Below are 26,399 nucleotides of genomic sequence, written 5' to 3' on the forward strand. Positions count from 1 at the left end.
CGGCAGCTTTGCCCTTTGGTTCCACCTGAAACGGGAGCCCCGAAAACCTATTTTTCCGAGACGCCGGCCTCGGCGAAGCTTGCCATGCCGGTGTGGCATTCGAGCGCCGAGCGCACGATGTTGACAGCCAGGCAGGCGCCCGATCCTTCGCCAAGCCGCATGCCGAGATCGAACAGCGGCTTGAGTTCCAGCGCATCCAGCAGCGCACGATGTCCGGATTCGGCCGAAACATGGGCGGCAAGCACATGGGCAAGGCCGGTCCCATGCAGCCTGGCCAGCGGGGCCACGGCGGCGGTGCAGACGAAACCGTCGAGCAGCACCGGCACGCCGTGCCGGCGCGCGGCGACCGTGGCGCCGAAGATGGCAGCGAGTTCGCGCCCCCCGAGGGCGGCGGCGACCTTCAGCGGGTCGGAGAGGGCACCGGCGTGGAGCGCGAGGCCCTTGTCGATGGCCACCACCTTGCGCTTGAGGCCCGCGTCGTCCACGCCGGTGCCGCGACCGGTCCATTTTTCCGCGCCGCCACCGAACAGCGCGGCTGCGATGGCTGCCGCCGGGGTGGTGTTGCCGATGCCCATTTCGCCGAAGCAGATCAGGTCGGTGTCCTTGCCGACTGCCTCATAGCCGGCCGAGACGGCGGCGAGGAATTCCTGCTCGTCCATAGCCGGCTCTTGGGTGAAGTCGCCGGTCTGGCGCTCGATCTCGAGCGGAATCACCGCAAGCTCGGCTCCGGCGATCCGGGCCAGCTGGTTGATGGCAGCACCGCCGCCGGCGAAATTCGCCACCATCTGCACGGTCACTTCCGAAGGGAAGGCCGAAACGCCCTGCGCGGTGACGCCATGCGAGCCTGCAAAGACGATCACTTTCACCTTGTCCAGCTTCGGCATGTCGCGGCCCTGCCAGCGCGCCAGCCATGCGGCAATCGTTTCGAGCCGGCCGAGGCTGCCCTGCGGCTTGGTCAGCGTGTCCTGCCGGCGAGCAACCGCTGCGGCAGCCGCGTCGCTGCCCATGGGCAGGCTTTCGCAGGCGGCGCGCAGGTCTTCGAAAGAGGTGAAGGTCATCGTGGGGGCTCCGATAAGGTCAAACGAGGATCGCGCTTGCGGCAAGCAGGACGAGGATTTCCGCGCCCTGCTGCAGCGCGCCGATGGTGTCGCCGGTATGGCCGCCGATCTGATTGAGGCAGAGCCAGCGCAACAAGAGGAACCAGAGCGCAAGCAGCGCGGCGACGGCAATCGCGCCCAGCAAGCCGAGCAGCAGCAGGGCGATTGCGCCCAGCATCGCACCGATCACGGCCACTTCGGCGGAAGGCGCGCCCGCATCGGCGGCAAGACCTTGGGCGCGGGCGGAAGGCAAGAGGTGCATGAAGCCGGGGATCAGCCCGCGAGAGGCGGCATGGGCGGCGATGAGCGCGCTTAAGACGTGCGGGACGCTGGCAAGCTCGGAAAGCGCGGTCCAGCGCATCAGGATCGAAAGCGCCAATGCCGCCACGCCATAGGTGCCGACGCGGCTGTCGCGCATGATTTCCAGCTTGCGCTCGCGCGTGCGGCCGCCACCGAAACCGTCGGCAGTGTCGCCAAGGCCGTCCTCGTGCAGGCAAAATGTGACGAGCATGGTGGCCGTTAGCGCCAGTGCTGCAGCCGGGCCGGCAGCGAGGCCAAGCCATTTTGCGATGGCAAAGACGATACCGCCGATCAGCGCCACCATCACGCCGACGAGCGGTGCCGCCCAGAGTGCCGACGACAGGTTGCGGCCGTTGAAATCGAGATGCGGCAGCGGCAGGCGGGTCAGGAAGACGAGCGCAAGGGCAAAGTCCTTGGCCGCCTTGTCGAAAAGCCCGCCGCCCATCGCTCAGCCCCTCGCGATCGCGTGGAAGAAGGTGCCGCTGACATGGCCGCGCCGGCCACCGGCGGCACCCAGCGGGTTGCCCTGGCCGTCGGCCAGTTCGGCGAGCTTGTCGTCAGTGCCGGGCGAGACCACCTGCGCGTAGTGGAACTCATGCCCGCGCACGAGCGTGCCTTTTTGTCCAAGCGGACAGTCGGCCAGCAGCGTCGCCTGCCGGTAGCCGAGGTTCATCTTGCGTTTGGCGAAACTGGTGGAATGGCCGAGCAGGCCGAGCATTTCGTGCGTCACGCCCTCGGCATCCTCCAGCGTCTCGCCCAGCGTCATGAAGCCGCCGCACTCGCCATGGACCGGCCGCGTCGCCGCGAAGGCACGCATCCCGTCGCGAAAACTCTTCGCGGCGGCCAGTTTGCCGGCATGCAGTTCCGGATAGCCGCCGGGCAGCCAGCAGACGTCGCAGTCCTCGCGCGGCGCTTCGTCGGCCAGCGGCGAAAACGGCACGATCTCCGCGCCGGCCCCGCGCCAATGCGCGGCAACATGCGGATAGACGAAGGTGAATGCGGCGTCCTGCGCCAGCGCGACGCGCTGGCCGGGCGGCGGCAGCGCATCGGAAAAATCCGCGCCCTGAGGCTCGAGCGGCGTCATCAGCGCCATGATGGCCTCGAGGTCGAGCGAGCGTTCGGCCATGTCGGCGAGGCGGTCGAGATGCGCCATCAGGTCGGCATGTTCGCCGGCCTGCACGAGGCCCAGATGCCGCTCCGGCAGGGCCAGCGCGGTGTCGCGCATGACCGCGCCGACGACCGGCAGGCCGAGCGCTTCAATGGCGTCAGCCGCAAGTCGTCTGTGGCGCTCGCTGCCCAGCCGGTTCAGCACCACGCCGGCAATGCGCACTTGCGGATCGTAGGTGGCAAAGCCCTTGGCAATGGCCGCGGCCGTCTGCGACTGGCCCGAGACGTCGAGCACCAGAAGCACCGGCAGGCCGTAGAGCCGCGCAAGGTCGGCGGCCGAACCGGAACGGCCGGGCGCGCTCGGAATGCCGTCGAACAGGCCCATCGCGCTTTCAAGCACGATCATGTCGGCCTGGGAGGCTGCTTGCGTCGCCAGCGCATTGAGCAGCGCCGGCGACATTGCCCAGCTGTCGAGATTGACGCCCGGCCGGCCGGTGGCCGCATGGTGGAAGCCAGGGTCGATATAGTCCGGGCCGGATTTTGCGCCGCCGACGCTCAGGCCCCGCCGCGCCAGCGCGCGCAGGATGCCGATGGTGACGCTGGTCTTTCCCGAGCCCGAGCGGGGCGCGCCGACGATCAGCCCGCGTGCGCTCATTTCGCCCCCATCAGCTCGGCGCGCATCGCGACGATGCCGCCGACGACGATCAGCGCCGGCGAGACGACATTTTCGCGCGCTGCGGTTTCCACCAGCGCCCCGATTGTCGTGGTGACTGTGCGCTCCTGCGGCAGCGATGCGTTCTCGACAAGTGCGGCCGGCGTATCGGCCGGCAGCCCGCCCGCCAGAAGTTCGGCAACCGTCTCCTCCATATGCGTCAGGCCCATATAGATGACGATGGGCTGGCCGGTGCGGGCAAGGGCTGCCCAGTCGGGCCTGTCGTCGGAGACGGCGGCAAAGCCGGTGGCCAGGATGATCGCGCCGTTGACGCCGCGCACCGTGGCCGGAATGCCCGCCGAGGTGAGGCCCCCGAAGGCCGAGGTGACGCCCGAAAGCGCCCGCCAGGGAATGTTTTCGCGGGTCAGCACCAGCGCTTCCTCCGCGCCGCGGCCGAAGACGAAGGGGTGCCCGCCTTTCAGCCGCACCACCTTGCGTCCCTCGCGCGCCAGCTTCACCAGCAGCGCGTTGATGTCGTCTTGCGGGATCGACAACCTGCCGCCGCGCTTGCCGACGAAGAATTTCTCGGCCTGCTCGGCAACAGCGACGATTTCGGGCGCCACAAGCGCGTCGTGCACCAGCGCGTCGGCCTGCGCGAGCGCGGAGAGCACGTCGAGCGTCAGCAGGCCAGGGTCGCCGGGGCCGGCACCTGCCAGCCACACATGGCCGGGTTCGAGCACCTGCGACTCGAAATTCAAACGGGCGATAGCTTTTTCAAGACTCATGAATGCCGCTTTCGACGATGACGCGGAGCGTCGCCAAGCCTATAGATTGCGCCATGACTGCCGAACAGACCGCCTCCGAAGAAGCTCCCCTGCGCCGTGGCTGGACCACGGGCGCCTGCGCCACCGCCGCCACCAAGGCTGCCTGCGCGGCGTTGCTGACTGGCGATTTCCCCGATCCGGTGGAGATCACGCTGCCCGGCGGCAATGTGGTCGGCTTCGCGCTGGCGGTTTCCGAGCAGGGCGATGGATGGGCGATGGCCGGCATCGTCAAGGATGCCGGCGACGACCCGGACGTTACGCATGGTGCGCTGGTGAAAAGCACGGTGCGCCGCGGCGCGCGGGGCAGCGGCATTGTCTTCCGTGCGGGCCCAGGCGTCGGCACGGTGACGCGGCCGGGCCTGCCGATCCCGCCGGGCGAGCCGGCGATCAATCCCGTGCCGCGCAAGATGATCACCGAGGCGGTGCACCAGGTTGCCGGCGAGAACGCCGATTTCGAGGTCGAGATTTCCGTGGTCGGCGGCGAGGAGATGGCGCAGCGCACGCTCAACCCGCGCCTCGGCATCCTCGGAGGCATCTCGATCCTGGGCACCACGGGCGTGGTCATTCCCTATTCCTGCTCGGCCTGGATTCATTCCATCCATCGCGGCGTCGATGTCGCGCGCGCCATGGGGTTCACCCATGTCGCCGGTTCCACCGGCAACGCGTCCGAAATGGCGGTCCAGAAATTCCACGACATGCACGAAGTCCAGCTCATCGACATGGGCGACTTCGTCGGCGGCATGCTGAAGTACATCCGGGCGCACCCCGTACCGCGCGTCACCATTGCTGGCGGCGTCGCCAAGATGACCAAGCTGGCGCAAGGCATGCTCGACGTGCATTCCAACCGGGGCAGGGCCGATCTCGAAGGTCTCGCGGATGTGGCGCGGGAGGCCGGGGCGAGCGAGGTGCTTGCCGCGCGCATCCGCGGCGCCAACACCGTGGCCGAGGCCTTTGCGCTCGCCGTGGCCGAGGGCGTGCCGATCGGCGACGCGATTGCTGCCGGCGCTTGGCGCACTGCTGCGCCCGCGCTCAAGGGCACGGACATCGAGCTCGAAATCCTGGTCTTCAACCGCGAAGGCGAGTTGAGAGGGCATGCGCCCTTCGCGCCAGCTCATAGCGTGTCGCGCCCCCTGAACCGGCGCTGATAGTCGGGATCGTAGAGCGAGCTTTCACGAAAATCCTGCGAGGCCAGCGACGGCCCGACGAAGATCAGCGCAGTGCGCTCAATCGGGTCTTCAGCCAGCTTTGCCGCAATCGTGTCGAGCGTGCCGTGCAGCACGCGCTCGTCCGGCCATGAGGCATGGAAGACGATGGCCACCGGGCAGTCTGCGCCATAGAGCGGCGTCAGTTCCTCCACCACGCGGTCGATGGCGTGGATGGCGAGGTGGATGGCAAGCGTCGCGCCAGTCGCGCCGAAGGCGGCCAGGTTTTCCTTTTCCGGCATCGGCGAGGCGCGGCCCGAAACGCGCGTCAGCACCAGCGATTGCGCCACCGCCGGAATGGTCAGCTCGCGGCCCAGCGCCGAAGCGGCTGCCGCAAAAGAGGGCACGCCGGGCGTCATCGTATAGGGAATGCCGTGGCGTTTCAGGCGGCGGATCTGCTCGGCCACAGCACTCCACACCGAAAGGTCGCCAGAATGCAGGCGCGCGACGTCCTTGCCCTCGTCGTGTGCTGCCAGATACTCGGCCTCGATCTCGTCGAGCGACATGGGCGCCGTGTCGACCAGTTTTGTCCCGGGCGCGCAATAGTCGAGCAGTTCGGGCGCGACGATCGAACCCGCATAGAGGCAGACCGGGCAGCTTGCGAGCAGGTCGCGGCCGCGAACGGTGATGAGGTCTGCCGCACCTGGGCCGGCGCCGATGAAGTGAACCGTCACGCTTTGTCTCCGCTGATGGCTATGGCGCAGGTGACCGAATTACGGGCGACGCGCGGGCCGAGCAGCCGCGAATCCGGGCCTGCCGCCGCAAGTGCGGCCGCTTCCGAAAGCGAGGGCGCGCCGGTTCTTTCCAGCGACAGTGCCGAATAGCTCTCGGCGCGCTTGCCAGCCTCGGCCAGTTCGGCGTCGCCGATGATGATGACCGCGCGGCGCAACTGCCGGCCGGCCTGAAAAATCGCGTCTTCGTGCTGCTTCAGCTTGCCGGTCGCGAGCGCATCGAGGCGCGCGAGGTCGAGATCATACGCGCCGAGCGCGGTGCTGATTGCGCCCAGAACCTGCTCCTTGCTGACGCCCTTGCGGCTGCCGATGCCCGCCACGATCATGGTTTTGCCCACAACCATTGCGTCACCGGCATGGCCGGCCGCCAGCCCTGCATGGTGCCGACCGGAACCGCGCGTGATACCGAAAGACGGATCAACTCGCCGCCATGACGTGCTTGCAGCGACAGCAGCAGCGCTTCCATTTCGAGCGTCACGCCGTTTGCCACCAGCCGTCCGCCGGAAGGCAGTGCGACGATTGCCGCCTCCATGACGCCCGGCTCCGAGCCGCCACCGCCGACGAAGATGGCATCGGGCGTCGGTAGGCCGGCGAGCGCTTCGGGCGCGCGGCCTTCCACGACCGTCAAGCCGGGCACGCCGCAGGCGCTGGCGTTACGGACGATGCGGGCAGCGCGTTCGGAATTGGCCTCGATGGCGATGGCGCGCATGGACGGATCGCGCAGCATCCACTCGATGGAGATGGAGCCCGAGCCGCCGCCGATGTCCCACAAAAGCTCGCCCCGACGTGGCGCGAGCGACGATAGCGTGACAGCGCGGATCTCGCGTTTGGTCAGCTGGCCGTCATTCTCGAATAGCTCGTCAGGCATGCCGGTGGCCAGCGGCAGGATGCGGGCTTCTGAATTCGATTCAACCTCGACCGCCAGCACATTGAGCGGATTGATGTTTTCGAGATCGAAGGTTTCGGCACTCGTCGTCGCCAGGCGCTCGGACGACCCGCCCAGCGCTTCCAGAATTGTCAGTCGCGAGAGGCCGAAGCCGAGTTCGGAGAGAAGCTTCGCCACCGCCGCCGGGCCGTCGCCGTCCGAGGTCAGCGCCAGTATGCGCGTCTTGGGATGCAGCAGCGGCCGTATGAGGTCGATGGGCTTGCCGTGCAGCGATACCGTCTTGATGTCCGGCAGCGCCCAGCCAAGGCGCGAGGCGGCGAGGCTGAAGGCGGAAGGGGCGGGCAGCACGCGCATTTCGGCCACCGGCACATGCCGGGCCAGCGTGGTGCCGACGCCATGACAAAACGGATCGCCCGAAGCGAGCACGCAGACGGGGCGGCCGGATCGCGCCAGCACGGCGCGCATGCCGGCGTCGAACGGCGTCGGCCATGGCTCGGCGGCGCCCGTCACCAGCCCGTCCACCAGCGCCAGATGCCGCTTGCCGCCGAATACGACCTCGGCGGTCGCAATGCAGCGCTTGGCCTCGTCGCCAAGACCCTCTACACCATCCTCGCCGATGCCGACGATGGTCAGCCAGCGGGCAGAGGCGGAATTCTCTTGTTCAGCAGGCATGATGACCCACCGCGTTCTGATACTTGGCGGCACCACGGAAGCCCGGCAGCTTGCCGGCAGGCTGGCCGCCCGCGCCGACCTTTCGCTCACTTTGTCGCTCGCCGGCCGCACGGTCGATCCTGTGGCCCAGCCCGTGCCGGTGCGCAGCGGCGGTTTCGGCGGCGCCGAAGGGCTGGCGCAATATCTGCACGACGAGCGCGTCGACCTGCTGATCGACGCCACGCATCCTTACGCGGCCAATATTTCGCGCAACGCGGCCGAGGCTTCGACGCTTTCCCGCGTGCCGATCCTGGCGCTTCGCCGTCCCGGCTGGGAGGCTGTTGAGGGCGACCGCTGGACGTTGGTCGAGAATGCCGAGGAAGCCGTCGCTACGCTCGGCGAAAAGCCGCGCCGCGTCTTCCTGGCGCTCGGCCGGCAGGAGATCGCCGCCTTCGAGGGCGCGCCGCAGCACGCCTATGTCATCCGCAGCGTCGATCCGGTCGAGCCGCCGCTCACCGTGCCGAATGCCACCTATATCCTTGCCCGCGGCCCCTTTGCGGAAGCCGACGAGCGCGAATTGCTGGCCAGCCGCCGCATCGACGCCATCGTTGCCAAGAACAGCGGCGGGGCCGCCACCTATGGCAAGATCGCGGCCGCACGCGAACTCGGCATCGAGGTCATCCTGTTCCGCAGGCCGGACCTGCCGCAGGTGCCTCATGCCAAAAGCGTCGCTGAGCTGGCCGGCTTGGTCGATCATTGGCTGGCACCTGCCGAAAAGCGCGGCGTGTAGACCAGCGGGCGTTTTGCGCCCCGCTCGATGATGCGGGTTTCGGGCGAGCCGATCATAACGCAGGTGGCCATGTCGGCCTGCTCGGCGCGCGCCTCCGCCAGCGGCGTGATCTCGATGCGCTCGTCTGGCCGGCCGGCGGCGCGGCCGAAGATCACAGGCGTCGTCCCCGGCAAAATGGTGCGCAGCTTGTCCAGCGCTTCGCCGAGCTGCCAGGGGCGCGCCTTGCTGATCGGATTGTAGAGCGCGATCACGAAGCCCGCGCTCGCCGCTGCCTCCAGCCGCCGCAGGATCAGGTCCCAGGGTTTTAGATTGTCCGAAAGCGAGATGGCGCAGAAGTCGTGCCCCAGCGGCGCGCCGATGCGGGCTGCGACTGCCAGCATGGCGGTGACGCCGGGAACGATGGTGAGCTCGATGTCGCGCCATTCGGCTGGACCGGCCTCGATCGCCTCGCAAACCGCTGCCGCCATGGCAAAGACGCCGGGATCGCCGCCCGAAACCACCGCAACGCTCGCGCCGCCGGCAGCCTGCTCAAGTGCTGCATTGGCGCGCGAAATCTCTTCGCGGTTGTCGGAGGCGATGCGGGTCTGGTCGGGACGCAGGTTCAGCCGGTCGACGTAAGGGGCGTAGCCGTAGAAGAACTGCGCCTCGGCTGCGGCTGCGCTTGCCTCCGGCGTGATCTGGCCGGGATTGCCGGGGCCGAGCCCGATGATGAAAAGACGCCCGCTCATGGCCGACCCTCCCAGCCGGGAACCAGCACGATGGCGAAGTAAGGTGCCGTGTCGTCGGCCTTGTCGGCCAGCGGCATGCAAGCGGTGTTGGCCATGGTGGCGCGCTCGACGTAGATGGCGCGCTCCAGCTTGCCGGTGGCGGCCAGCGCGCGGCGGATCTTCGGCAGGTTGCGCCCCACTTTCATGATGACGGCCGCGTCCGTGTCGGCCAGCCGCCGCGAAAGCTCGAACTCGCTCATCGTGCCGGGCAACACGCTCAGCACATCGTCGCCCTGCACGATCGGCACGCCGGTCTGAGACCAGCAGCCGGACATGGCAGTAACGCCCGGGATCACCTCAGTCGGGTAATGCTGCGACAGCCGCACATGCAGATGCATGTAGGAGCCGTAGAGCAGCGGGTCGCCCTCGCTGAGCACGGCCACCGTGCGGCCCGCCTCGAGATGCGCGGCAACCGCGCGGGCCGACTCCTCGTAAAAGCCGGTGATCGCCGCCTTGTAGTCGGCGTGGTCCTTGTCGATCTCGGTGGTCACCGGATAGAGCAGCGGCAGCTCGACGATGCCGGGCTTGAGATGCGCCGAGACGATCGCGCGGGCATTGCCGTTGCTGCCGCGCTTGGCGAAATGCGCCAGCACGTCGGCTTCGCCCAACGCGCGCACGGCTTTCAGGGTCAGAAGCTCGGGGTCGCCGGGGCCGGTGCCGACGCCGATGAGGCGGCCTTTGGGTTCCGCGCTCACAGTCCGGGCCTCGCCAGTGCGTTGAGGGCGGCGGCCGTCATGGCGCTGCCGCCGAGGCGTCCGCGCACGATGGCATAGGGCACGCCATAGGAATTTTCCGCCAGCGCATCCTTGGATTCGGCAGCGCCGACAAACCCTACCGGCATGCCGATGATGGCCGCGGGCTTAGGCGCGCCGTCGCGCAGCAGTTCGAGCAGGTAGAAGAGGGCGGTCGGCGCATTGCCGATGGCCACCACCGAGCCCGCCATCCGGTCGAGCCACAGCTTGATCGCAGCGGCGGAGCGGGTGTTGCCGATTTCTTGCGCAAGCTCCGGAGTGCGCGGATCGCGCAGCGTGCAGATCACCTCGTTGTCGGCGGGCAGGCGGGCGCGGGTGACGCCGCGCGACACCATTTCTGCGTCGCAGAAGATCGGTGCGCCGGCCTTCAGCGCAGCACTTGCGGCTTCCACGAAGCCCGGCCCGAACTCGAATTTCTCGGCCGCCTCGACCAGGCCGCAGGCATGGATCATGCGCACGGCGACATCGGCCTCGGCTTCGGAAAAGCGCGACAGGTCGGCCTCGGCGCGAATGATGGCGAAGGAGCGCTCGTAGATCGCGGTACCGTCGTGAATATAGTCGTATCCGGACATCTCTATCCTTGCTGAAAAGCCTTGGCCAACCGGCTTTCGCCGAGCCGCGCGATGCACTCTGCCGTGGTCTCGCCGGGCCGGCGCTCCTTTGTCAAAAGCGCCGCGACCCCACCGAAACTGCGGGCAAGTTCATAGCCCGGCGTGTACGCGGCCGGAAGGCCCTTCGCCGTCCCGTCAACGACAAGTCCGGCTCCTTTTTCGTCGCCCACCAAAGTGAGTGCCGAGCGGGCCGGATGCGCACAGCCCTTGGCGCAGCCGGAAATGTGGAGCGTGACGGATGGATCGAGTGCTGCCCCGCTTTCGCGGGCGATCTGTTCGGCCACGTCTCGCGCTGCGATTCGGCCCGATGCGCAGGCCGGCGCGCCGGGGCAGGCGGCGATCATGCGGCGCGGGTCGAGCGGATCGATTACGAAGCCGAGTGAGGCTGCCTTGCCCTGCAACTCTGGACATGCCGATTGCGACAGGCCGAGGAGCAGAATGGCGCGCTGCTGAGCGAAGCGGATTTCCGCTGCACCCGCAGCTTCGGCTTCGCGGCACAGTGCAATCATGCGCTCGGCCTGGATGTGGCCGAAGGGCAGGCCGAGACCGAGGACGGACGCGTCTCGAAGTTGGAGAATTCCAACCGGGGACGGACGCTCTACGTTGCCCCCCTCTGTCCTGCCGGACATCTCCCCCACCAGGGGGGAGATCAGCCGGCCGTTTTCGTCTCGCTCATACTGTGGCGTTGACGATTGGCGAAGGTCATGATGACAGCCAATCTCCCCCCTTGTGGGGGAGATGTCCGGTAGGACAGAGGGGGGTGCGAAGGAACTCACCCTCTGCAGGAGTTCCATCAAACCATCTGACGGCAAATCCCGTGCGCGCGCCTCGCGTCCGCGCTCGGCAACTGCGTTCAATATCGCCAGCGCAGCATCACAAGAATCGGCCTCGGCGACCACGCCTACGTGCGTTGCAGTTCGTGCATCGCCTGCGACCGCCAGCAGCCATTGGTCGGGAGCGAGCGCGGTCATCCGCACATCGGCCTGCACGGTGCTCATGTTGAGCCGGCCGCCGCCGTCGACCACCACGGATACTTTTGGCCCGAGCCGCGCGCCGAGGTTTGCTGCGCCAATCGCTTCGCGGATGCGTGCGGCGAGCGAGGAAGGGTCAGAAATTTCCTCCGGGTCCAGTCCCGCGAGCGGCCCCGTCTCCACCGGCACGCCGGTTCGGACGGCAATGCCCAGCGCATCGACTTCCGCCGCCAGCAATGTCGCGCTTTCGGCGGTAAGCCCGCGAATCTGCAGGCTGCCGCGCGCCGTGACCTCGACCACGCCATTGCCGTGCCGCAATGCGGATTCGCAGAGTCCGATCAATGCCTTGGGCGAAACTCCTCCAGCGACGGGATTGAGCCGCACGAGAAGCCCGTCGCCCGTCTGCATGGGGGCCGACAGTGCCGGGCAGGCGCCCCTGCGCGAAAAGCCGGTCATGCCGCCGCTCCCAAAGCTTCGGCCTCGGCGATCAGGCTTGCCAGATCGTCGTCGATCGAATTGCGCAACGGGTGCCACAGCCCGCGCCGCCGGGCCGACGCAAAACGCTCGGCAATCACTTTGGCCGCCGCCGGGTTTTCGCGCAGCAGGAAGGCGCGCACCGCCTCGTCGCCGAGATAGGCGTCGTGCACGGCCTCGATCAGCGTGCCGGGAATGGCGCGGGTGGTTTCGGCAAAGCCCACCAGCCGGTCGACCGTCTCGGCGAATTCGGAAGCGCCGCGCGGCCCGTGCCGCATCTGGCCCTCGATGAAGCGCGGATTGACGGCGCGGGCGCGCACCACGCGCGTCACAGCCTCGGTGACCGAGCGCGGGCGAGGGCGCGCCGGATCGGTGGTGTCGAGCACGATCACGTCGGCATTGTTGCCGAGTGCGGCGAGTGCTGCCGAAAAGCCGCCGATGAAGGCGACGTCGGCCGAGCCCTCGAGGATGTCGCGGCCGGGATCGTCGCCGCTGTGCACCAGAAGGTCAGCTTCTGCGATGCGCTCGGCAAAGGCGCCGGGCGCTGAAACCCCTTCGCCGGAGGCGCCGCCATAGGCGTGGGACGTGGCGTCGAGATAGGCGCGGCCGAGTTCGGCGCGGTCCTGCCACTCGCCGCGCGCCAGCATGTCCTCCAACCCCGCGCCATAGGTGCCGGGCGAGGAGCCGAAGATGCGCGGCGGCGTGCGTCCGCTTGCGCGCGCCTCGGCGGCCAGCGGGTTTTCGGTAACATCCTCGTCGCGCGCGGCGACGGCTGCGGCCGCGGCATCGATCAGCGCGATCTGGGTCGGGAACATGTCGCGGAACAGGCCGGAAATGCGCCAGGTCACGTCCACCCGCGGCCGCCCAACGGTTGCCGGCGGCAGCACCTCGATGCCGGTCACGCGGCCGGTCGCGGCATCCCATTGCGGGCGGCAGCCCATCAGGAACAGGCCCTGCGCGATCTCTTCGCCGCCGGTGCGCAGCGAGGCGCTGCCCCAGAGGTCGATGACAAGCGAGCGTGGCCAGTCGCCATGGTCCTGCAGATAGCGCGTCAGCACCTCCTGCGCTGCCGCACGCCCGAGGTCGAAGGCCGTCGGGGTGGGCATGGTGCGCGGATCGGCGGTGAACAGGTTGCGGCCGGTGGGCAGCACGTCGGTGCGGCCGCGCGCCGGCGCGCCGGAAGGGCCAGCAGTGATGTGGCGGCCGTCAAGCGCGGCAATCAGCGCTGTGCGCTCGCTTTCCTCGCTTTTCAGGCGCATCTCGTCGCTCTCGCCTTCGGCGGCGCGGCCATAGATGTGCAGCCCGTCCTTGACGGCGAAATCCTTGAGGTCGCAGAGCCAGGCATCGATGCGGCGCAGCGCCTCGTCGGGCGCGTCGCTACTGGCGACTCCGGCCTCGGCGGCAAGGCCGGTCTGCGAGGCGGTGTCGACGATCAGTTTTGCCAGCCGGTCGCGGCGGCGGCGGTCGAGACCGTCGGCCTGCGCATACTCGTCCACCAGCCGTTCCAGCGTCTGCTTGTTCTCGTCCAGCCCGGCGTGGGACAGCGGCGGGGGCAGGTGGCCGAGCGTAACGGCACTGATGCGCCGCTTGGCCTGCGCGGCCTCGCCCGGATTGCTGACGATGAAGGGATAGACCACCGGCAGGCCGCCGGTGACGATTTCCGGAAAGCAGTTTTGGCCGAGCGCCACCGTCTTGCCGGGCAGCCATTCCAGCGTGCCATGCGCGCCCACATGCACCAGCGCATGACAGCCGAGGCTTTTGCGCAGCCAGAGCCCGAAGGCGACCAGCGCATGGCGCGGCGGCAGCGTCGGGTCGTGATAATCGGCGCGGCGGTCCGCCGAGCGCCCGCGATCGGGTGCCAACGCGACGGTGATGTTGCCGAAGGTCGCGGCGCGGAAGGGGAAGATGCCGTCGTCTTCCGTTTCGCCCAGTGCATCGCCCCACGCCGCCTCGACCGTCGCGCGCGCCTCGGCCGGCAATTCGACCGAGAGATGCACGTAGTCCTCGAGGCTGATGCCGTGGTCGCGGCGCGCCAGAAGATCGAGCAGCTCTCGCGGCGATTCGGGAATCCCTTCAACGCGATAGCCCTCGGACTTCAGGTCGTGCAGCATGGCGAGCACGCTGGAGGGCACGTCGAGGCCCACGGCATAGCCGGTGCGGCCGGGCGCGCTCGGATAGTCCGGGATCAGGATCGCCACTTTTCGCGACGCGCGCGGCTCGCGCTGCAGGCGCAGGAAGGCGGCAATGCGGCCAGCTACCTGCTCGACCCGGTCGGGTTCGGGGCGGTTGGCGAGGCCCTTGAAGGCAAGGGCGGCGTCCGTCTCCATCTCGGCCTTGAAGGAGATCGCGCCGGCAAGGATGCGCCCGTCGAGCTCGGGCATCACCACATGCATGGCAAGGTCGGCCGGCGCCAGCCCGCGCTGGTTTTCCGCCCAGGCGTCGCGGCGGGTGGTTGCGACGATGACCTGGAACACCGGCGCGCCGGCACGGTCGAACAGCGTTTCCACGCCCGGCTCGGCGCTGCTTGCAAAGGCGGTCGCGGTGATGATTGCCGCGGGGTTCAGGCTCGCCAGCGCGTTCTCCACGAAGGCGAGGGAGCCCGTGTCCTTCAGGCTGGAGACGAAGATGGGAACGGGCGCTATGCCGTGTCCGCGCAACGCTTCGACCAGCGCATCGACAGGCGCGATGTCGGCTGCGAGCAGCATCGAGCGGTAGAAGAGGATCGGAACGATGGGGGTGTCTGCCGCCACATGGGGCGCTTCCACCACGCCCATGCCCGGCTCGTAAAAACCCGCCTTCGGCACCGCGACCGGTTCCGCCGCCGCACCCTGTCCGCCGGCAAGTCCTGCCAGCTGGCGCATCAGTGCGCGCATATTGTCCGGCCCGCCTTCGCGAAAATAGGCGAGCAGCAGGTCGAGCTTTTCGCGCGGCAGGGTCGAGCATTCGATCAGCCGCTGGTCCTCGTCGTGGCTTTCGCCCGGAAGCAGCGCGAGATGAATATTCTTCTCGCGGCAGATGGCGGCCAGCCGGTCGCAGCCATAGCGCCACCAGTCGTAGCCGCCGAGGATGCGCACGAGGATGGTTTTTGCGTGCGCGGCTACGCTGTCGATCCAGAGGTCCACCGACATCGGGTGACGCAGGTCGCGCAGCGCTGCGAGCCGCATGGAGGGCAGGGTGTCCGCCTCCTGCCGCCATGCCGCCGCCAGCCCGGCCAGATCGCTGTCGGTGAAAGACAGCGCCACGACATCCGCCGGCGTCTGCCGCAGGTCGACCGGCTCGATCAGATCGTCGAGCGAGGCGGATGTCGTGGTCAGTATGTGCATGGCCGCGCCTGCCTGGCTCAGTTCGCCAGAATGCGCTCGATAGCCTCGCGGTTCAGGCCCTTCAAGCCGATGACGACGAGACGCGAACGGCGCTCCTCGGCCGGCGTCCAGGCGCGGTCATAATAATGGTTCACGCGCGGGCCCACGGCCTGCACCAGAAGCCGCATCGGCTTGCCGGCGACGTCCACAAACCCCTTCACGCGCAGCACATTCTCCTGCTCGGCGGCTGCCGACACGCGGTTTGCCAAATCCTCGGGGCTAGCGATCGCCGGCAGTTCGACGATGAAGCTGTCAAAATCGTCGTGCTCGTGGTCGAGCATGCCGTCATGCAGCGTCTTGCGGTTTTCGATGTCGTCCTCGACGGCGAGGCCGAGGCCCAGCAGCACCGAAGGATCGACCTTGCCATGCGAGGTCGGCACCACCTTCACGGCGCGCGACAGATGCTCGCCGATGACGGCATTGGCGCGGGCGCTGCCGTCCGCATCGATCAGGTCGCTCTTGGAAAGGATGATGAGGTCGGCGCAGGCCACCTGGTCCTGGAACACTTCCTCGACCGGATCGTCATGGTCCAGCGTCTCGTCATCCTCGCGCTGGGCCTGCAGCGCGTCCATGTCCGAGGCCACCTGGCCGGCGGCGAGGGCTGCGCCGTCCACCACGGCCACGACGCCGTCGACCGTCACGCGGCTTTTCACCGAAGGCCACTGGAAGGCCTGCACCAGCGGCTTCGGCAGGGCCAGGCCCGAGGTCTCGATCAGGATGTGGTCGACCTTGGGCTCGCGCGACAGGATCTCATCCAGCGCCGGCACAAAATCGTCGGCCACGGTGCAGCACAGGCAGCCATTGGCGAGTTCGACGATGTTCTCTTCGGGGCAGGCGTCGATGCCGCAGCTTTTCAGAATCTCGCCGTCCACGCCGACATCACCGAATTCGTTGACGATCAGCGCCAGGCGCTTGCCATTGGCGTTTTCGAGGATGTTGCGGATCAGCGTGGTTTTGCCAGCGCCGAGAAAGCCGGTGACGACGGTGCAGGGAACGCGGGTCGCGGAGGCGGTCATGAAATGTCCTTCACTATGGCAAGAGGGGGAATGCGCGCGACAAGGCCGCGCTTGAGGCTGTCGGGGCGGCCGCGCCACGGCAATATGCCGTCGGTGGCGGTCGCAAAAAGCTTGGCGCCAGTGATCAGGTCCGGGCCGCTTTCGGTTGTCAGGTCGCCGAAGACGTAGCTCCAGCAGCCGTCGCGCAGCAGGGCGGCGCTGAGGCGTCGCTTGCAGTTGCCGAGGCATTCGACCTGGCGGACGCGGATGTTTTCGCTGGCTGCGGCGCGTGCAGTGTCTTGCGCCAGAAACTCGCCGGCGCGGGGGCGGGCGTCGGAGGCGGTTTCGTCCCGGCAGGAAGAGCAGACGATGACGGTGACGTCGGAGACATCCAGATCGCGGATGTCCTCGGCCAGCGCTGTCGGGTCAGCTTCGGTTTTCACTAGAATCATGCTCCTTGCCCGGGAATACCCGCCGGGTGGTCGGATTAAGAATAAGACGGCAGGTCTCCTGGCTCGCGCCTCGTCGCCTCGCGCCGCCTTCCCGGAGAAATTCCAGTGGCTGTCGGCCTTCGGCTCTTCGCTTACAGTTGCGGGTACAGCTGCGGAGTTGAAACCTGAGTTTCGCACCGCATTCCCTCTTGGCCCCTCCCTTTGCGGAGAGGGGACCGTCGCGGCGAATTTAGGCGGGCGCGCGTTATGCTGTCAACGCACGGCTACGACGCGAGAATGTCCGCAAGCGCCGGTGCGAGATCGCCGGCAGGCACCACTTCGATGCGCTCCAGTTCCAGCCATTGCGCCATCAGACGCAGCTCCTCGGCCAGCGCTTCTGCAGTGTGGGCGGGGGCGCCGGGTTCGGCATAGGCGGCCTGAACCCGCAGCACGCCGGCAGGCCGGTCGGCTTTGAGGTCGATGCGCGCGGCGATCGTGTCGCCGAGCAGGAAAGGCAGCACGTAGTAGCCGAACTGCCGCTTGGCAGCCGGCGTGTAGATCTCGATGCGGTAGCGGAAGCCGAACAGGCGTTCGGCGCGCGAGCGTTCCCACACGACCGGATCGAAGGGGGCGAGCAGGGCGCGGGCCTCCACCTTGCGCGGCATGCGGGCGCCGGTGTGCAGAAAAGCCTGCTGGCTCCAACCTTCAACACGCACCGGCAGAAGCTCGCCCGATTCGACCAGTTCTTCCACGCGGCCCTTCACGTCGGCGGGCGAGAGGCGGAAATAGTCGCGCAGGTCGCCGATGGTGGCGATGCCGAGCGCGCGGGCCGAGATGCGCAGAAGCTCGCGATGCGCGTCGGCTGCCTGCGGTATCGCTCCATTATATATGGAGGCCGGCAGCACCCGTTCGGGCAGGTCATAGAGGCGCTCGAAGCCGCGCCGAGAGGCGGTGGTGATGCGGCCGGCCCAGAACAGCCATTCGAAAGCGTGCTTTTCGTCGCTCCAGCCCCACCAGCCGCCGGAGCCTTTGGCGTCGTCGATATCCGAGGCCGCTATGGGGCCGCGTGCAACGACCTCGCCATAGATGTCGTCGATGAGCTGCGTGTTCCGCTGCGCCCATTTGGCGAGGCCGGTGTACATTTCCTCGTGACGCTCGGCGCGCTGCATGCGCCAGCGCATCAGCGGATAGGTGTCGACCGGCAGGAACGAGGCCTCGTGCGCCCAATATTCGAACAGCGAGCGCTTTTTCGAGTTGGCCGCCTTGTCGAGCAGGTCGCGCGGGTAGGGGCCAAGCCGCGAAAACAGCGGCATGTAGTGCGCACGCACCACCACGCTGACGGAATCAATCTGCAACAGGCCGATGCGCGACAGCGTCTTGTTCATCTGCCGCCATGCGATAGGCCCCGACGGGCGCGGATCGGCAAAGCCTTGCGCCGCCAGCGCGATGCGCCGGGCCTGCTTGAGCGAGATCTTTTCCTTCATGTCTTGTCGGTCCGGTGCGGCATGCGGCAACTCTTACGCGCATTTGGGGGAATCGAATGTGCATACGAGCCTAACAGTGTCGCAACGGGAATTGTGTCAGGAGAAAAACTGGAGTAAAAAAGTCTGGAATTTAATTGTGCCTTGAGCGGCGTCAAACGCACAAAAGCGTTTGGCGCAGTCACCGTTTCGCCAAGGTTTGACTTGCTTCCCCGGACTGCCTGCGCTAACCCTCGCCGCGTTGCAGCATGGATTTTCGGCAGCGCCCGCGACGTATGTGTCGCGGTCTCGTGGTTAGATTCGGTGCTATAATCCAGGTCGATCGGCCGCAAACGGAAAGTCGGAGCATGAGCGGGCTCTTAAGTTCATACCTTCCCATCGTCATTTTCATCGGCGTCGCCCTAGTGATCGGCCTCGCACTGATCGCCGCGCCATTCCTGATCGCGTATCGCAATCCAGATCCGGAAAAGCTGTCGGCCTACGAGTGCGGTTTCAATTCCTTTGATGACGCGCGCATGAAGTTCGACATCCGCTTCTATCTGGTGTCGATCCTCTTCATCATCTTCGACCTCGAAGTGGCCTTCCTGTTCCCGTGGGCGGTCTCCTTCAGCAAGATCGGCATGTTCGGTTTCTGGTCGATGATGGTGTTTCTTGCCGTGCTCACCATCGGCTTCATCTATGAATGGAAGAAGGGAGCGCTGGAATGGGATTGAACGAAGCACCCTCCACGCTGATCGCCCCCAAGGCCAAAGGCATCATCGATCCGAACACCGGCAAGCCGGTCGGTTCCGACGATCCGTTCTTCGGCGAGATCAATAACGAGCTGTCCGACAAGGGCTTTCTGATCACCTCGTCCGAGGCGCTGATCACCTGGGCGCGCACCGGTTCGCTGATGTGGATGACCTTCGGTCTGGCCTGCTGCGCCGTTGAGATGATGCACATCTCCATGCCGCGCTACGACGCCGAGCGCTTCGGCATCGCGCCGCGCGCTTCTCCGCGCCAGTCGGACGTGATGATCGTCGCCGGTACGCTGACCAACAAGATGGCGCCTGCGCTCCGCAAGGTCTACGACCAGATGCCGGAGCCGCGCTACGTCATCTCCATGGGCTCCTGCGCCAATGGCGGCGGCTACTACCACTATTCCTATTCGGTGGTGCGCGGTTGCGACCGCGTGGTGCCGGTGGACATCTACGTGCCGGGCTGCCCGCCCACGGCTGAAGCCCTGCTTTACGGCATTCTTCTGTTGCAGAAGAAGATCCGTCGCACCGGCACGATCGAGCGGTGATCCCCAATGAGTGAATCCCTTAAGGACCTCTCAGCCTATCTGGCCGAGAAGCTCGCCGGCAAGATTGTTGAAACGGTTCTCGCCTATGGCGAACTGACGATTAGCGTCGAGCCCGCCAACATCGTCGACGTTGCCAGCTTCCTGCGCAACGACGTGCAGTGCCAGTTCATCTCGATCATCGACGTTTGCGGTGCCGACTATCCGACCCGCGCCAAGCGCTTCGACGTCGTCTACCACATGCTGTCGCCGCGTCAGAACCTGCGCGTCCGCGTCAAGGTGCAGACCGACGAGGAAACGCCGGTGCCGTCGATCACCGGCGTATATCCCGGTGCCGACTGGTTCGAGCGCGAAGCCTACGACATGTACGGCATCCTGTTCTCCGGCCATCCGGATCTGCGTCGCCTGCTGACCGACTACGGTTTCGAAGGCCATCCGCTGCGCAAGGACTTCCCGCTGACCGGCTTCGTCGAGGTTCGCTACGACGACGAGGTCAAGCGCGTGGTCTACGAGCCGGTCTCGCTTCGCCAGGAATTCCGCAATTTCGACTTCCTGTCGCCTTGGGAAGGCACGGACTACGTCCTGCCGGGCGACGAGAAGGCGAAGGCCAACTGAGGTCACGCGGAATGGGCGAAAGCGGAAGATTGACCGGTCGCTGCCTTTGTGGAGCTGTCAGCTTCACGGCTGTGCCGTCCAAGATGGAGATGGACGTCTGTCACTGCGGCATGTGCCGGCGGTGGTCGGGCGGCGCCTTCATGGCGGTCGGCTGCGGCAAGTCGCTCGAGATCGCCAATGAGGCCGATCTGGGCGTCTACCGGTCGTCGGAATGGGGTGAGCGCGCCTTCTGCAAGAAGTGCGGCTCGTCGCTGTTCTGGCGTGGCGTGCAAGACGGCAGCGTGACCGTCTCCATGCAGGCTTTCGCCGAGCCCGAACGTTTCAAATTCGTCGAGGAAATCTTCGTCGACGACAAGCCCGCCAACTATGCTTTCGCCAACGAAACGCGCCGGCTGACCGGTGCGGAGGTTGTGGCGGCCTATGCAGCCAAACAGGAAGCCAACAATGGCTGAAACTTCCGTTCGCAATTTCAACATCAACTTCGGCCCGCAGCATCCGGCCGCGCACGGCGTGTTGCGCCTGGTGCTGGAGCTCGACGGCGAGGTGGTCGAGCGCGTCGATCCGCATATCGGCCTCTTGCACCGCGGCACCGAGAAGCTGATGGAGCACAAGACCTATCTGCAGGCGTTGCCCTATCTCGATCGTCTCGACTATGTCGCGCCGATGAACCAGGAGCACGCTTTCGCGCTCGCGGTCGAGCGTTTGCTCGGCATGGATGTGCCCAAGCGCGGCCAGCTGATCCGCGTGCTCTATTCGGAAATCGGCCGTATCCTCAACCATCTGCTCAACATCACCACGCAGGCGATGGACGTCGGCGCTCTCACCCCGCCGCTGTGGGGCTTCGAAGAGCGCGAAAAGCTGATGGTGTTCTATGAGCGTGCTTCGGGCGCGCGCATGCACTCGGCCTATTTCCGTCCGGGCGGCGTGCATCAGGACCTGCCAGAAAAGCTGGTCGAGGACATCGGCAAGTGGTGCGACCCGTTCCTCAAGACGCTGGACGCGCTGGACGACCTTCTGACCGAAAACCGCATCTTCAAGCAGCGTAACGCCGACATCGGCGTCGTGTCGCTGGAAGACGCCTGGGCCTGGGGTTTCTCGGGCGTCATGGTTCGCGGTTCCGGCGCTGCCTGGGACCTGCGCAAGAGCCAGCCCTACGAGTGCTACTCCGAGATGGAATTCGACATTCCGGTCGGCAAGCACGGCGACTGCTACGACCGCTATCTCATCCGCATGGAAGAGATGCGCCAGTCGGTCCGCATCATGCGCCAGTGCGTCGAGCGCCTGCTCGGCACTGAGAGGGTAGGGCCGGTCTCCAACACGGACGGCAAGGTCGTGCCGCCCAAGCGTGGCGAGATGAAGCGCTCCATGGAAGCGCTCATCCATCACTTCAAGCTCTACACCGAGGGCTATCACGTGCCGGCCGGCGAGGTTTATGCAGCCGTCGAGGCGCCCAAGGGCGAATTCGGCGTCTATCTCGTCTCCGACGGCACCAACAAGCCCTATCGCTGCAAGCTCAGGGCCCCCGGCTTTGCGCATCTGCAGGCGATGGACTTCCTCTGCCGTGGTCACATGCTGGCCGACGTCACCGCTGTCCTCGGCTCAATCGATATCGTGTTTGGTGAGGTAGATAGATAATGTCCGTTCGCCGCCTCGCAGACGAATCCGTCCAGCCCGAGTCCTTTGCGTTCAACCGCGAAATGGCTGCTCAGGCCAAGGTATGGATCAATAAATACCCGAAGGGCCGCGAACAGTCGGCGGTGATCCCGCTGCTGATGCTCGCGCAGGAGCAGGAAGGCTGGGTGACGCGCGCCGCCATCGAGCATGTCTCCCAGATGCTCGACATGCCGCGCATCCGCGTGCTCGAAGTCGCGACCTTCTATACCCAGTTCCAGCTCAAGCCGGTCGGCACCCGCGCCCATGTCCAGGTCTGCGGCACCACGCCGTGCATGCTGCGTGGCTCGGAAGCGCTGATGGATGTCTGCCGCTCCAAGATCCACCATGACCAGTTCCACACCAATGCCGACGGCACGCTGTCGTGGGAAGAGGTGGAGTGCCTGGGCGCCTGCGTGAACGCGCCGATGATCATGATCTTCAAGGACACCTATGAAGACCTGACGCCGGAGCGCCTGGCCGAGATCATCGATGCTTTTGAAGCCGGCAAGGGCGACACCATCAAGCCCGGCCCGCAGGTCGGCCGCATCTATTCGGCGCCGGAAGCCGGCCTGACCTCGCTGACGGACGAGAAGGTGTTCCTGAAGTCCGCGCCGCGCGCAAAGGCCGCGAAGGCAAGCGGCGAAGACAAGAAGACGGTCTGAGGGAAGAAAAATGCTTCAGGATAAAGATCGCATCTTCACCAATATCTACGGTCGCTTCGACCAGTCGCTGAAGGGCGCCATGGCCCGCGGCCATTGGGATGGCACCAAGGGTATCATCGACAAGGGTCGCGACTGGATCATCAACGAGATGAAGGCGTCCGGCCTGCGCGGCCGCGGCGGCGCCGGCTTCCCCACCGGCCTGAAGTGGTCCTTCATGCCCAAGGAAAGCAGCGACGGCCGTCCGCATTACCTCGTCGTCAACGCCGACGAATCCGAGCCGGGCACCTGCAAGGACCGCGACATCCTGCGCCACGATCCGCATACGCTGGTCGAAGGCTGCCTGCTGGCCGGCTTCGCCATGGGCGCACATGCGGCCTACATCTATGTGCGCGGCGAGTTCATTCGCGAGCGCGAAGCGCTGCAGCGCGCCATCGACGAGGCCTATGACGCCGGATTGATCGGCAAGAACAACAAGAACGGCTGGGACTTTGACGTTTTTGTTCACCACGGCGCCGGCGCCTATATCTGCGGCGAGGAAACCGCACTGCTTGAAAGCCTTGAAGGCAAGAAGGGCCAGCCGCGCCTGAAGCCGCCGTTCCCGGCCAATGTGGGCCTCTACGGCTGCCCGACGACGGTCAACAACGTCGAGTCCATCGCCGTCGCCCCGACCATCCTGCGTCGCGGCGCTGCCTGGTTCTCCTCGATCGGCCGTCCGAACAACGTCGGCACCAAGCTGTTCATGCTGGTCGGCCACGTGAACACGCCTTGCACCGTCGAAGAAGAGATGGGCATCACCTTCCGCGAGCTGGTCGAAAAGCATGGCGGAGGCATCCGCGGCGGCTGGGACAACCTGCTCGCCGTGATCCCCGGCGGCGCGTCCTGCCCGGTCGTCAAGGCCGAGGACATCATCGATTGCCCGATGGACTTTGACGGTCTGCGTGAGCGCAAGTCGTCCTTCGGCACGGCTGCCGTGATCGTCATGGACAAGTCGACCGACATCATCAAGGCGATCGCGCGTCTGTCGTACTTCTTCAAGCACGAGAGCTGCGGCCAGTGCACGCCGTGCCGTGAAGGCACCGGCTGGATGTGGCGCGTCATGGAGCGCCTGGTCCGTGGTGAGGCGCAGAAGCGCGAGATCGACATGCTGCTCGACGTGACCAAGCAGGTCGAAGGCCACACGATCTGCGCGCTGGGCGATGCTGCGGCCTGGCCGATCCAGGGCCTGATCCGCAACTTCCGCCCGGAGATCGAGCGCCGCATCGACGAGTTCACCCGCAACGCCCATCGCGTCGAGCCGGCGCTGGTTGCTGCGGAATAACGAGGACGGTTCATGCCCGAAGCCGAGCGCTGGGAAAAGATGAACGAGCAGTTCGCCGCCATGCTCCCCAAGGAGCTCGCCGGCGCCGTCAATATGATGGCGCATCCGGCGGCTGGCGCTGTTGCGTTCTCGGCGATGGGTTTCGGCATGGCCAGCCATGCAATCGGCGTCTGGATGGGGGCCGTGGCGGGCGTGGCGCAAGCCTCGCAGCGCATGATGGTGACGCTGGCCGACGAGGACGCGGGCGAGGTTGATGCCTTTGCCGTGCGTTCCATCTCGCCGACTGCCATGGTGCGCGCGGCGGCAAAGACGCTGATGGCCGACGTTCGTGCCGTGAGGCGTGACGTGGACGAAGTGGCCGACAGCCTCGCTGAGGGCATGACGCGGCCAAGGGCAATCGCTCGGCCGGCCGAGCCCGAGGATCTGAAGAAGATCGCGGGCGTCGGCCTGAAGCTAGAGCTGGCGCTGAACCGCGAAGGCATCTGGAGCCTGGCGCAGGTTGCGGAGTGGGGCGAGGCGGAAATCGCCTGGCTCGACGAGCATCTGGGCCTTAACGGGCGCATCGGGCGAGACGACTGGGTCGGACAGGCGATCCGGTTGGCGACCGAAGAAACGAAGCATTGAATTGGGTCGGTCGGGAGTTCCAAGAGGACAACCGGCCAAGGAATTGCGGAAACACCGCAGGGGTTTGAAGCGATATGGCTAAACTCAAGGTCGACGGTATCGAGATCGAGGTTCCCGATCACTACACGCTTCTGCAGGCAGCGGAAGAAGCGGGCGCGGAAGTGCCGCGCTTCTGCTTCCACGAGCGTCTGTCGATCGCCGGCAACTGCCGCATGTGCCTCGTCGAGGTGAAGGGTGGGCCGCCCAAGCCGGCTGCCTCCTGCGCCATGGGCGTGCGCGACCTGCGCCCCGGTCCGAACGGCGAAGCGCCCGAGATCTTCACCAACACGCCGATGGTCAAGAAGGCCCGCGAAGGCGTGATGGAGTTCCTGCTCATCAACCATCCGCTCGATTGCCCGATCTGCGACCAGGGCGGCGAGTGCGATCTGCAGGACCAGGCGATGGCCTTCGGCGTCGACTCCTCGCGCTACAAGGAAAACAAGCGCGCGGTCGAGGACAAGTATATCGGCCCGCTGGTCAAGACGATCATGACGCGCTGCATCCACTGCACGCGCTGCGTCCGCTTTACCACGGAAGTCGCCGGCATTTCCGAGCTGGGCCTGATCGGCCGTGGCGAGGACGCCGAGATCACCACCTATCTCGAGCAGGCCATGACCTCCGAGCTGCAGGGCAACGTGATCGACCTCTGCCCGGTCGGCGCGCTGACCTCGCGCCCCTACGCCTTCCAGGCTCGTCCGTGGGAGCTGACCAAGACCGAATCCATCGACGTGATGGACGCTGTCGGCTCGGCCATCCGCGTCGACAGCCGCGGCCGCGAAGTGATGCGCATCATGCCGCGCCTCAATGAGCAGGTGAACGAGGAGTGGATCTCCGACAAGACCCGCTTCATCTGGGACGGCCTGCGCACGCAGCGCCTAGACCGTCCTTATGTGCGCCGCAACGGCCGCCTGAGCCAGGCGAGCTGGGCCGAGGCCTTCGCCGCCATCAAGGAAGCCGTTTCCAAGACGTCCGCCGACCGCATCGGCGCGATTGCCGGCGATCTCGCCGCCGTCGAGGAAATGTATGCGCTGAAGCAGCTCATGGCTTCGCTCGGCTCGGCCAACATCGACTGCCGCCAGGATGGCGCCGCACTTGATCCGTCGCTCGGCCGCGCCAGCTACATCTTCAACCCGACCATCGAAGGCATCGAGCAGGCTGACGCCGTGCTGATCGTGGGCTCCAACCCGCGCTTCGAGGCTTCGGTGCTCAATGCCCGCATCCGCAAGCGCTCGCGCCAGGGCGACCTGCCGATCGGCGTGATCGGTGACATGGGCGACCTGCGCTACGACTGCGAGATGCTCGGCGCCGGCCCCGAGACGCTGAAGGAACTCGCCGACGGCAAGGGCAAGTTCTTCACCACGCTCAAGAACGCCAAGCGCCCGCTCATCATCGTGGGGCAGGGGGCTGTTGCCCGTGAGGACGGCTTTGCCGTTCTGGGCCTCGCCGCCAAGCTCGCCAATGCCGTGGGTGCGGTCAGCGACGAGTGGAACGGCTTTGCCGTGCTGCATACCGCTGCCGCGCGCGTCGGCGGTCTCGACATCGGCTTCGTGCCGGGCGCGAGCGGCAAGTCGGCCGGCGAAATGCTCGGTTCGACTGACGTTCTGTTCCTGCTCGGCGCCGACGAGTTCGACATGGCCGCGGCCGGTTCGGCCTTCGTGGTCTATATCGGCACGCATGGCGACACCGGTGCGCACCGCGCCGACGTCATCCTGCCGGCCTCGGCCTATACCGAGAAGTCGGGCACCTATGTGAACACCGAAGGCCGCGTCCAGCAGACCAACCGCGCCGGCTTTGCGCCTGGCGACGCCAAGGAAGACTGGGCGATCCTGCGCGCGCTGTCCGACGTTCTCGGCCACAAGCTGCCGTTCGACTCGCTGTCGCAGCTTCGCGCCAAGCTCCATGCTGAATATCCGCACCTGGCCGAGATCGACGAGATCGCCGCCGGCAATCCGTCCGATGTCGCCAATATCGCCAAGCTCGGCGGTGCGATCGGCAAGGATGCCTTCGTGTCTGCGGTTACCGACTTCTATCTGACCAACCCGATCGCGCGGGCCTCGGCCGTCATGGCCGAATGCTCGGCCCTCGCGAAGGACGGCTTCAAGCAGGCAGCCGAGTAGGACGA

Annotated in this window: 25 protein-coding genes, 1 pseudogene and 1 riboswitch; of the genes and pseudogenes, 11 read left to right on the top strand and 15 right to left on the bottom strand. The window is 66.5% G+C overall.

The window, feature by feature from the left end; all coding sequences use genetic code 11:
• Window positions 1-47 precede the first annotated feature (47 nt).
• Genes cobT through cobA form a run of 4 tightly spaced genes read right to left on the bottom strand, consistent with a single transcriptional unit; the run spans window position 48 to window position 3,941 of the window.
• Window positions 48-1,058, bottom strand: coding sequence for a nicotinate-nucleotide--dimethylbenzimidazole phosphoribosyltransferase (gene cobT, locus M2281_RS15725; RefSeq protein WP_280822114.1), 1,011 nt, complete (start codon window positions 1,056-1,058; stop codon window positions 48-50).
• A 19-nt stretch (window positions 1,059-1,077) separates the two neighbouring features.
• Window positions 1,078-1,842, bottom strand: a complete 765-nt coding sequence (cobS, locus tag M2281_RS15730; protein ID WP_280822115.1) for an adenosylcobinamide-GDP ribazoletransferase — start codon at window positions 1,840-1,842, stop codon at window positions 1,078-1,080.
• A gap of 3 nt (window positions 1,843-1,845) precedes the next feature.
• Window positions 1,846-3,159, bottom strand: a complete 1,314-nt coding sequence (locus M2281_RS15735; protein ID WP_280822116.1) for a cobyrinate a,c-diamide synthase — start codon at window positions 3,157-3,159, stop codon at window positions 1,846-1,848.
• Entirely contained in the window at window positions 3,156-3,941 is a 786-nt protein-coding gene (gene cobA / locus M2281_RS15740; protein WP_280822117.1) for a uroporphyrinogen-III C-methyltransferase, read from the bottom strand. Before cobA ends, M2281_RS15735 begins: the two co-directional genes overlap by 4 nt.
• 53 nt (window positions 3,942-3,994) lie before the next feature.
• Here cobA and M2281_RS15745 point away from each other — a divergent pair, with 53 nt between their 5' ends.
• The gene (locus tag M2281_RS15745) at window positions 3,995-5,125 is read left to right on the top strand and encodes a cobalt-precorrin-5B (C(1))-methyltransferase (RefSeq protein WP_280822118.1); all 1,131 of its coding nucleotides are present in this window, start codon (window positions 3,995-3,997) and stop codon (window positions 5,123-5,125) included.
• Here M2281_RS15745 and cobM read toward each other — a convergent pair.
• Genes cobM through cbiE form a run of 3 tightly spaced genes read right to left on the bottom strand, consistent with a single transcriptional unit; the run spans window position 5,092 to window position 7,471 of the window.
• Complete coding sequence (cobM, locus tag M2281_RS15750; protein ID WP_280822119.1) at window positions 5,092-5,856, bottom strand: precorrin-4 C(11)-methyltransferase; 765 nt, start codon at window positions 5,854-5,856, stop codon at window positions 5,092-5,094. The two genes, M2281_RS15745 and cobM, sit on opposite strands and share 34 nt — an antisense overlap.
• A complete protein-coding gene (locus M2281_RS15755) occupies window positions 5,853-6,257 on the bottom strand; it encodes a cobalamin biosynthesis protein (RefSeq protein ID WP_280822120.1) in 405 nt (134 codons plus the stop codon). Before M2281_RS15755 ends, cobM begins: the two co-directional genes overlap by 4 nt.
• Complete coding sequence (cbiE, locus tag M2281_RS15760) at window positions 6,236-7,471, bottom strand: precorrin-6y C5,15-methyltransferase (decarboxylating) subunit CbiE (RefSeq protein WP_280822121.1); 1,236 nt, start codon at window positions 7,469-7,471, stop codon at window positions 6,236-6,238. Before cbiE ends, M2281_RS15755 begins: the two co-directional genes overlap by 22 nt.
• A gap of 1 nt (window position 7,472) precedes the next feature.
• On the opposite strand from cbiE, the gene M2281_RS15765 reads away from it, so the two are divergent.
• Window positions 7,473-8,240, top strand: coding sequence for a cobalt-precorrin-6A reductase (locus M2281_RS15765; protein WP_280822122.1), 768 nt, complete (start codon window positions 7,473-7,475; stop codon window positions 8,238-8,240).
• Here the strand turns inward: M2281_RS15765 and M2281_RS15770 are convergent.
• The 8 genes from M2281_RS15770 to M2281_RS15805 all read right to left on the bottom strand — a co-directional run bounded on the left by M2281_RS15770 (window position 8,204) and on the right by M2281_RS15805 (window position 18,087).
• A complete protein-coding gene (locus tag M2281_RS15770) occupies window positions 8,204-8,968 on the bottom strand; it encodes a precorrin-3B C(17)-methyltransferase (RefSeq protein ID WP_280822123.1) in 765 nt (254 codons plus the stop codon). The two genes, M2281_RS15765 and M2281_RS15770, sit on opposite strands and share 37 nt — an antisense overlap.
• The gene (locus M2281_RS15775; protein ID WP_280822124.1) at window positions 8,965-9,702 is read right to left on the bottom strand and encodes a precorrin-2 C(20)-methyltransferase; all 738 of its coding nucleotides are present in this window, start codon (window positions 9,700-9,702) and stop codon (window positions 8,965-8,967) included. The genes M2281_RS15770 and M2281_RS15775 overlap by 4 nt, the downstream gene beginning before the upstream one ends.
• Entirely contained in the window at window positions 9,699-10,331 is a 633-nt protein-coding gene (locus M2281_RS15780) for a precorrin-8X methylmutase (protein WP_280822125.1), read from the bottom strand. The genes M2281_RS15775 and M2281_RS15780 overlap by 4 nt, the downstream gene beginning before the upstream one ends.
• Window positions 10,332-10,333: 2 nt before the next feature.
• On the bottom strand, window positions 10,334-11,797 hold the full coding sequence (gene cobG, locus M2281_RS15785) for a precorrin-3B synthase (protein WP_280822126.1): 1,464 nt from the start codon (window positions 11,795-11,797) through the stop codon (window positions 10,334-10,336).
• The gene (gene cobN, locus M2281_RS15790; protein WP_280822127.1) at window positions 11,794-15,138 is read right to left on the bottom strand and encodes a cobaltochelatase subunit CobN; all 3,345 of its coding nucleotides are present in this window, start codon (window positions 15,136-15,138) and stop codon (window positions 11,794-11,796) included. The genes cobG and cobN overlap by 4 nt, the downstream gene beginning before the upstream one ends.
• Before the next feature lie 17 nt (window positions 15,139-15,155).
• Window positions 15,156-16,193 carry a cobalamin biosynthesis protein CobW gene (gene cobW / locus M2281_RS15795; protein ID WP_280822128.1) on the bottom strand — a complete coding sequence of 346 codons (1,038 nt, stop codon included), beginning with the start codon at window positions 16,191-16,193 and terminating at the stop codon, window positions 15,156-15,158.
• Window positions 16,190-16,615, bottom strand: a complete 426-nt coding sequence (locus M2281_RS15800) for a DUF1636 family protein (protein WP_280822129.1) — start codon at window positions 16,613-16,615, stop codon at window positions 16,190-16,192. The genes cobW and M2281_RS15800 overlap by 4 nt, the downstream gene beginning before the upstream one ends.
• Before the next feature lie 40 nt (window positions 16,616-16,655).
• Window positions 16,656-16,859, bottom strand: a riboswitch (cobalamin riboswitch).
• A 28-nt stretch (window positions 16,860-16,887) separates the two neighbouring features.
• Window positions 16,888-18,087 (bottom strand): winged helix-turn-helix domain-containing protein, encoded by a 1,200-nt coding sequence (locus tag M2281_RS15805; protein ID WP_280822130.1) that lies wholly within the window; start codon window positions 18,085-18,087, stop codon window positions 16,888-16,890.
• Between the two features lie 344 nt (window positions 18,088-18,431).
• Here M2281_RS15805 and M2281_RS15810 point away from each other — a divergent pair, with 344 nt between their 5' ends.
• From M2281_RS15810 to nuoG, 9 genes and pseudogenes are all read left to right on the top strand, one after another.
• Complete coding sequence (locus tag M2281_RS15810) at window positions 18,432-18,797, top strand: NADH-quinone oxidoreductase subunit A (protein WP_280822131.1); 366 nt, start codon at window positions 18,432-18,434, stop codon at window positions 18,795-18,797.
• On the top strand, window positions 18,788-19,369 hold the full coding sequence (locus M2281_RS15815) for a NuoB/complex I 20 kDa subunit family protein (protein ID WP_280822132.1): 582 nt from the start codon (window positions 18,788-18,790) through the stop codon (window positions 19,367-19,369). Before M2281_RS15810 ends, M2281_RS15815 begins: the two co-directional genes overlap by 10 nt.
• A 6-nt stretch (window positions 19,370-19,375) precedes the next feature.
• Window positions 19,376-19,981, top strand: coding sequence for an NADH-quinone oxidoreductase subunit C (locus M2281_RS15820; protein WP_280822133.1), 606 nt, complete (start codon window positions 19,376-19,378; stop codon window positions 19,979-19,981).
• 11 nt (window positions 19,982-19,992) lie between these two features.
• Window positions 19,993-20,433, top strand: a complete 441-nt coding sequence (locus M2281_RS15825) for a GFA family protein (protein WP_425537739.1) — start codon at window positions 19,993-19,995, stop codon at window positions 20,431-20,433.
• Window positions 20,426-21,616 carry an NADH-quinone oxidoreductase subunit D gene (locus tag M2281_RS15830; RefSeq protein ID WP_280822135.1) on the top strand — a complete coding sequence of 397 codons (1,191 nt, stop codon included), beginning with the start codon at window positions 20,426-20,428 and terminating at the stop codon, window positions 21,614-21,616. Before M2281_RS15825 ends, M2281_RS15830 begins: the two co-directional genes overlap by 8 nt.
• Window positions 21,616-22,272: pseudogene (gene nuoE, locus M2281_RS15835) on the top strand (NADH-quinone oxidoreductase subunit NuoE); the annotation flags it as partial. The gene M2281_RS15830 and the pseudogene nuoE, both read left to right, overlap by 1 nt.
• A gap of 34 nt (window positions 22,273-22,306) precedes the next feature.
• Window positions 22,307-23,614 (top strand): NADH-quinone oxidoreductase subunit NuoF, encoded by a 1,308-nt coding sequence (nuoF, locus tag M2281_RS15840; RefSeq protein WP_280822136.1) that lies wholly within the window; start codon window positions 22,307-22,309, stop codon window positions 23,612-23,614.
• Between the two features lie 12 nt (window positions 23,615-23,626).
• Window positions 23,627-24,238, top strand: a complete 612-nt coding sequence (locus M2281_RS15845) for an NADH-ubiquinone dehydrogenase (protein WP_280822137.1) — start codon at window positions 23,627-23,629, stop codon at window positions 24,236-24,238.
• Between the two features lie 74 nt (window positions 24,239-24,312).
• Window positions 24,313-26,394, top strand: a complete 2,082-nt coding sequence (gene nuoG, locus M2281_RS15850) for an NADH-quinone oxidoreductase subunit NuoG (protein ID WP_280822138.1) — start codon at window positions 24,313-24,315, stop codon at window positions 26,392-26,394.
• The last annotated feature ends 5 nt before the right edge of the window (window positions 26,395-26,399 follow it).

The sequence above is a fragment of the Pseudaminobacter soli (ex Li et al. 2025) genome, assembly GCF_029892515.1.
GTDB lineage: Bacteria > Pseudomonadota > Alphaproteobacteria > Rhizobiales > Rhizobiaceae > Pseudaminobacter > Pseudaminobacter soli_A.

What these genes read in the sequence shown, in the direction of transcription:
- cobT (WP_280822114.1), bottom strand. Translation starts at nt 1,058, where the DNA reads ATGACCTTCACCTCTTTCGAAGACCTGCGCGCCGCCTGCGAAAGCCTG.
- cobS (WP_280822115.1), bottom strand. Translation starts at nt 1,842, where the DNA reads ATGGGCGGCGGGCTTTTCGACAAGGCGGCCAAGGACTTTGCCCTTGCG.
- M2281_RS15735 (WP_280822116.1), bottom strand. Translation starts at nt 3,159, where the DNA reads ATGAGCGCACGCGGGCTGATCGTCGGCGCGCCCCGCTCGGGCTCGGGA.
- cobA (WP_280822117.1), bottom strand. Translation starts at nt 3,941, where the DNA reads ATGAGTCTTGAAAAAGCTATCGCCCGTTTGAATTTCGAGTCGCAGGTG.
- M2281_RS15745 (WP_280822118.1), top strand. Translation starts at nt 3,995, where the DNA reads ATGACTGCCGAACAGACCGCCTCCGAAGAAGCTCCCCTGCGCCGTGGC.
- M2281_RS15755 (WP_280822120.1), bottom strand. Translation starts at nt 6,257, where the DNA reads ATGGTTGTGGGCAAAACCATGATCGTGGCGGGCATCGGCAGCCGCAAG.
- cbiE (WP_280822121.1), bottom strand. Translation starts at nt 7,471, where the DNA reads ATGCCTGCTGAACAAGAGAATTCCGCCTCTGCCCGCTGGCTGACCATC.
- M2281_RS15765 (WP_280822122.1), top strand. Translation starts at nt 7,473, where the DNA reads ATGACCCACCGCGTTCTGATACTTGGCGGCACCACGGAAGCCCGGCAG.
- M2281_RS15770 (WP_280822123.1), bottom strand. Translation starts at nt 8,968, where the DNA reads ATGAGCGGGCGTCTTTTCATCATCGGGCTCGGCCCCGGCAATCCCGGC.
- M2281_RS15780 (WP_280822125.1), bottom strand. Translation starts at nt 10,331, where the DNA reads ATGTCCGGATACGACTATATTCACGACGGTACCGCGATCTACGAGCGC.
- cobG (WP_280822126.1), bottom strand. Translation starts at nt 11,797, where the DNA reads ATGACCGGCTTTTCGCGCAGGGGCGCCTGCCCGGCACTGTCGGCCCCC.
- cobN (WP_280822127.1), bottom strand. Translation starts at nt 15,138, where the DNA reads ATGCACATACTGACCACGACATCCGCCTCGCTCGACGATCTGATCGAG.
- cobW (WP_280822128.1), bottom strand. Translation starts at nt 16,193, where the DNA reads ATGACCGCCTCCGCGACCCGCGTTCCCTGCACCGTCGTCACCGGCTTT.
- M2281_RS15805 (WP_280822130.1), bottom strand. Translation starts at nt 18,087, where the DNA reads ATGAAGGAAAAGATCTCGCTCAAGCAGGCCCGGCGCATCGCGCTGGCG.
- M2281_RS15810 (WP_280822131.1), top strand. Translation starts at nt 18,432, where the DNA reads ATGAGCGGGCTCTTAAGTTCATACCTTCCCATCGTCATTTTCATCGGC.
- M2281_RS15815 (WP_280822132.1), top strand. Translation starts at nt 18,788, where the DNA reads ATGGGATTGAACGAAGCACCCTCCACGCTGATCGCCCCCAAGGCCAAA.
- M2281_RS15820 (WP_280822133.1), top strand. Translation starts at nt 19,376, where the DNA reads ATGAGTGAATCCCTTAAGGACCTCTCAGCCTATCTGGCCGAGAAGCTC.
- M2281_RS15825 (WP_425537739.1), top strand. Translation starts at nt 19,993, where the DNA reads ATGGGCGAAAGCGGAAGATTGACCGGTCGCTGCCTTTGTGGAGCTGTC.
- M2281_RS15830 (WP_280822135.1), top strand. Translation starts at nt 20,426, where the DNA reads ATGGCTGAAACTTCCGTTCGCAATTTCAACATCAACTTCGGCCCGCAG.
- nuoF (WP_280822136.1), top strand. Translation starts at nt 22,307, where the DNA reads ATGCTTCAGGATAAAGATCGCATCTTCACCAATATCTACGGTCGCTTC.
- M2281_RS15845 (WP_280822137.1), top strand. Translation starts at nt 23,627, where the DNA reads ATGCCCGAAGCCGAGCGCTGGGAAAAGATGAACGAGCAGTTCGCCGCC.
- nuoG (WP_280822138.1), top strand. Translation starts at nt 24,313, where the DNA reads ATGGCTAAACTCAAGGTCGACGGTATCGAGATCGAGGTTCCCGATCAC.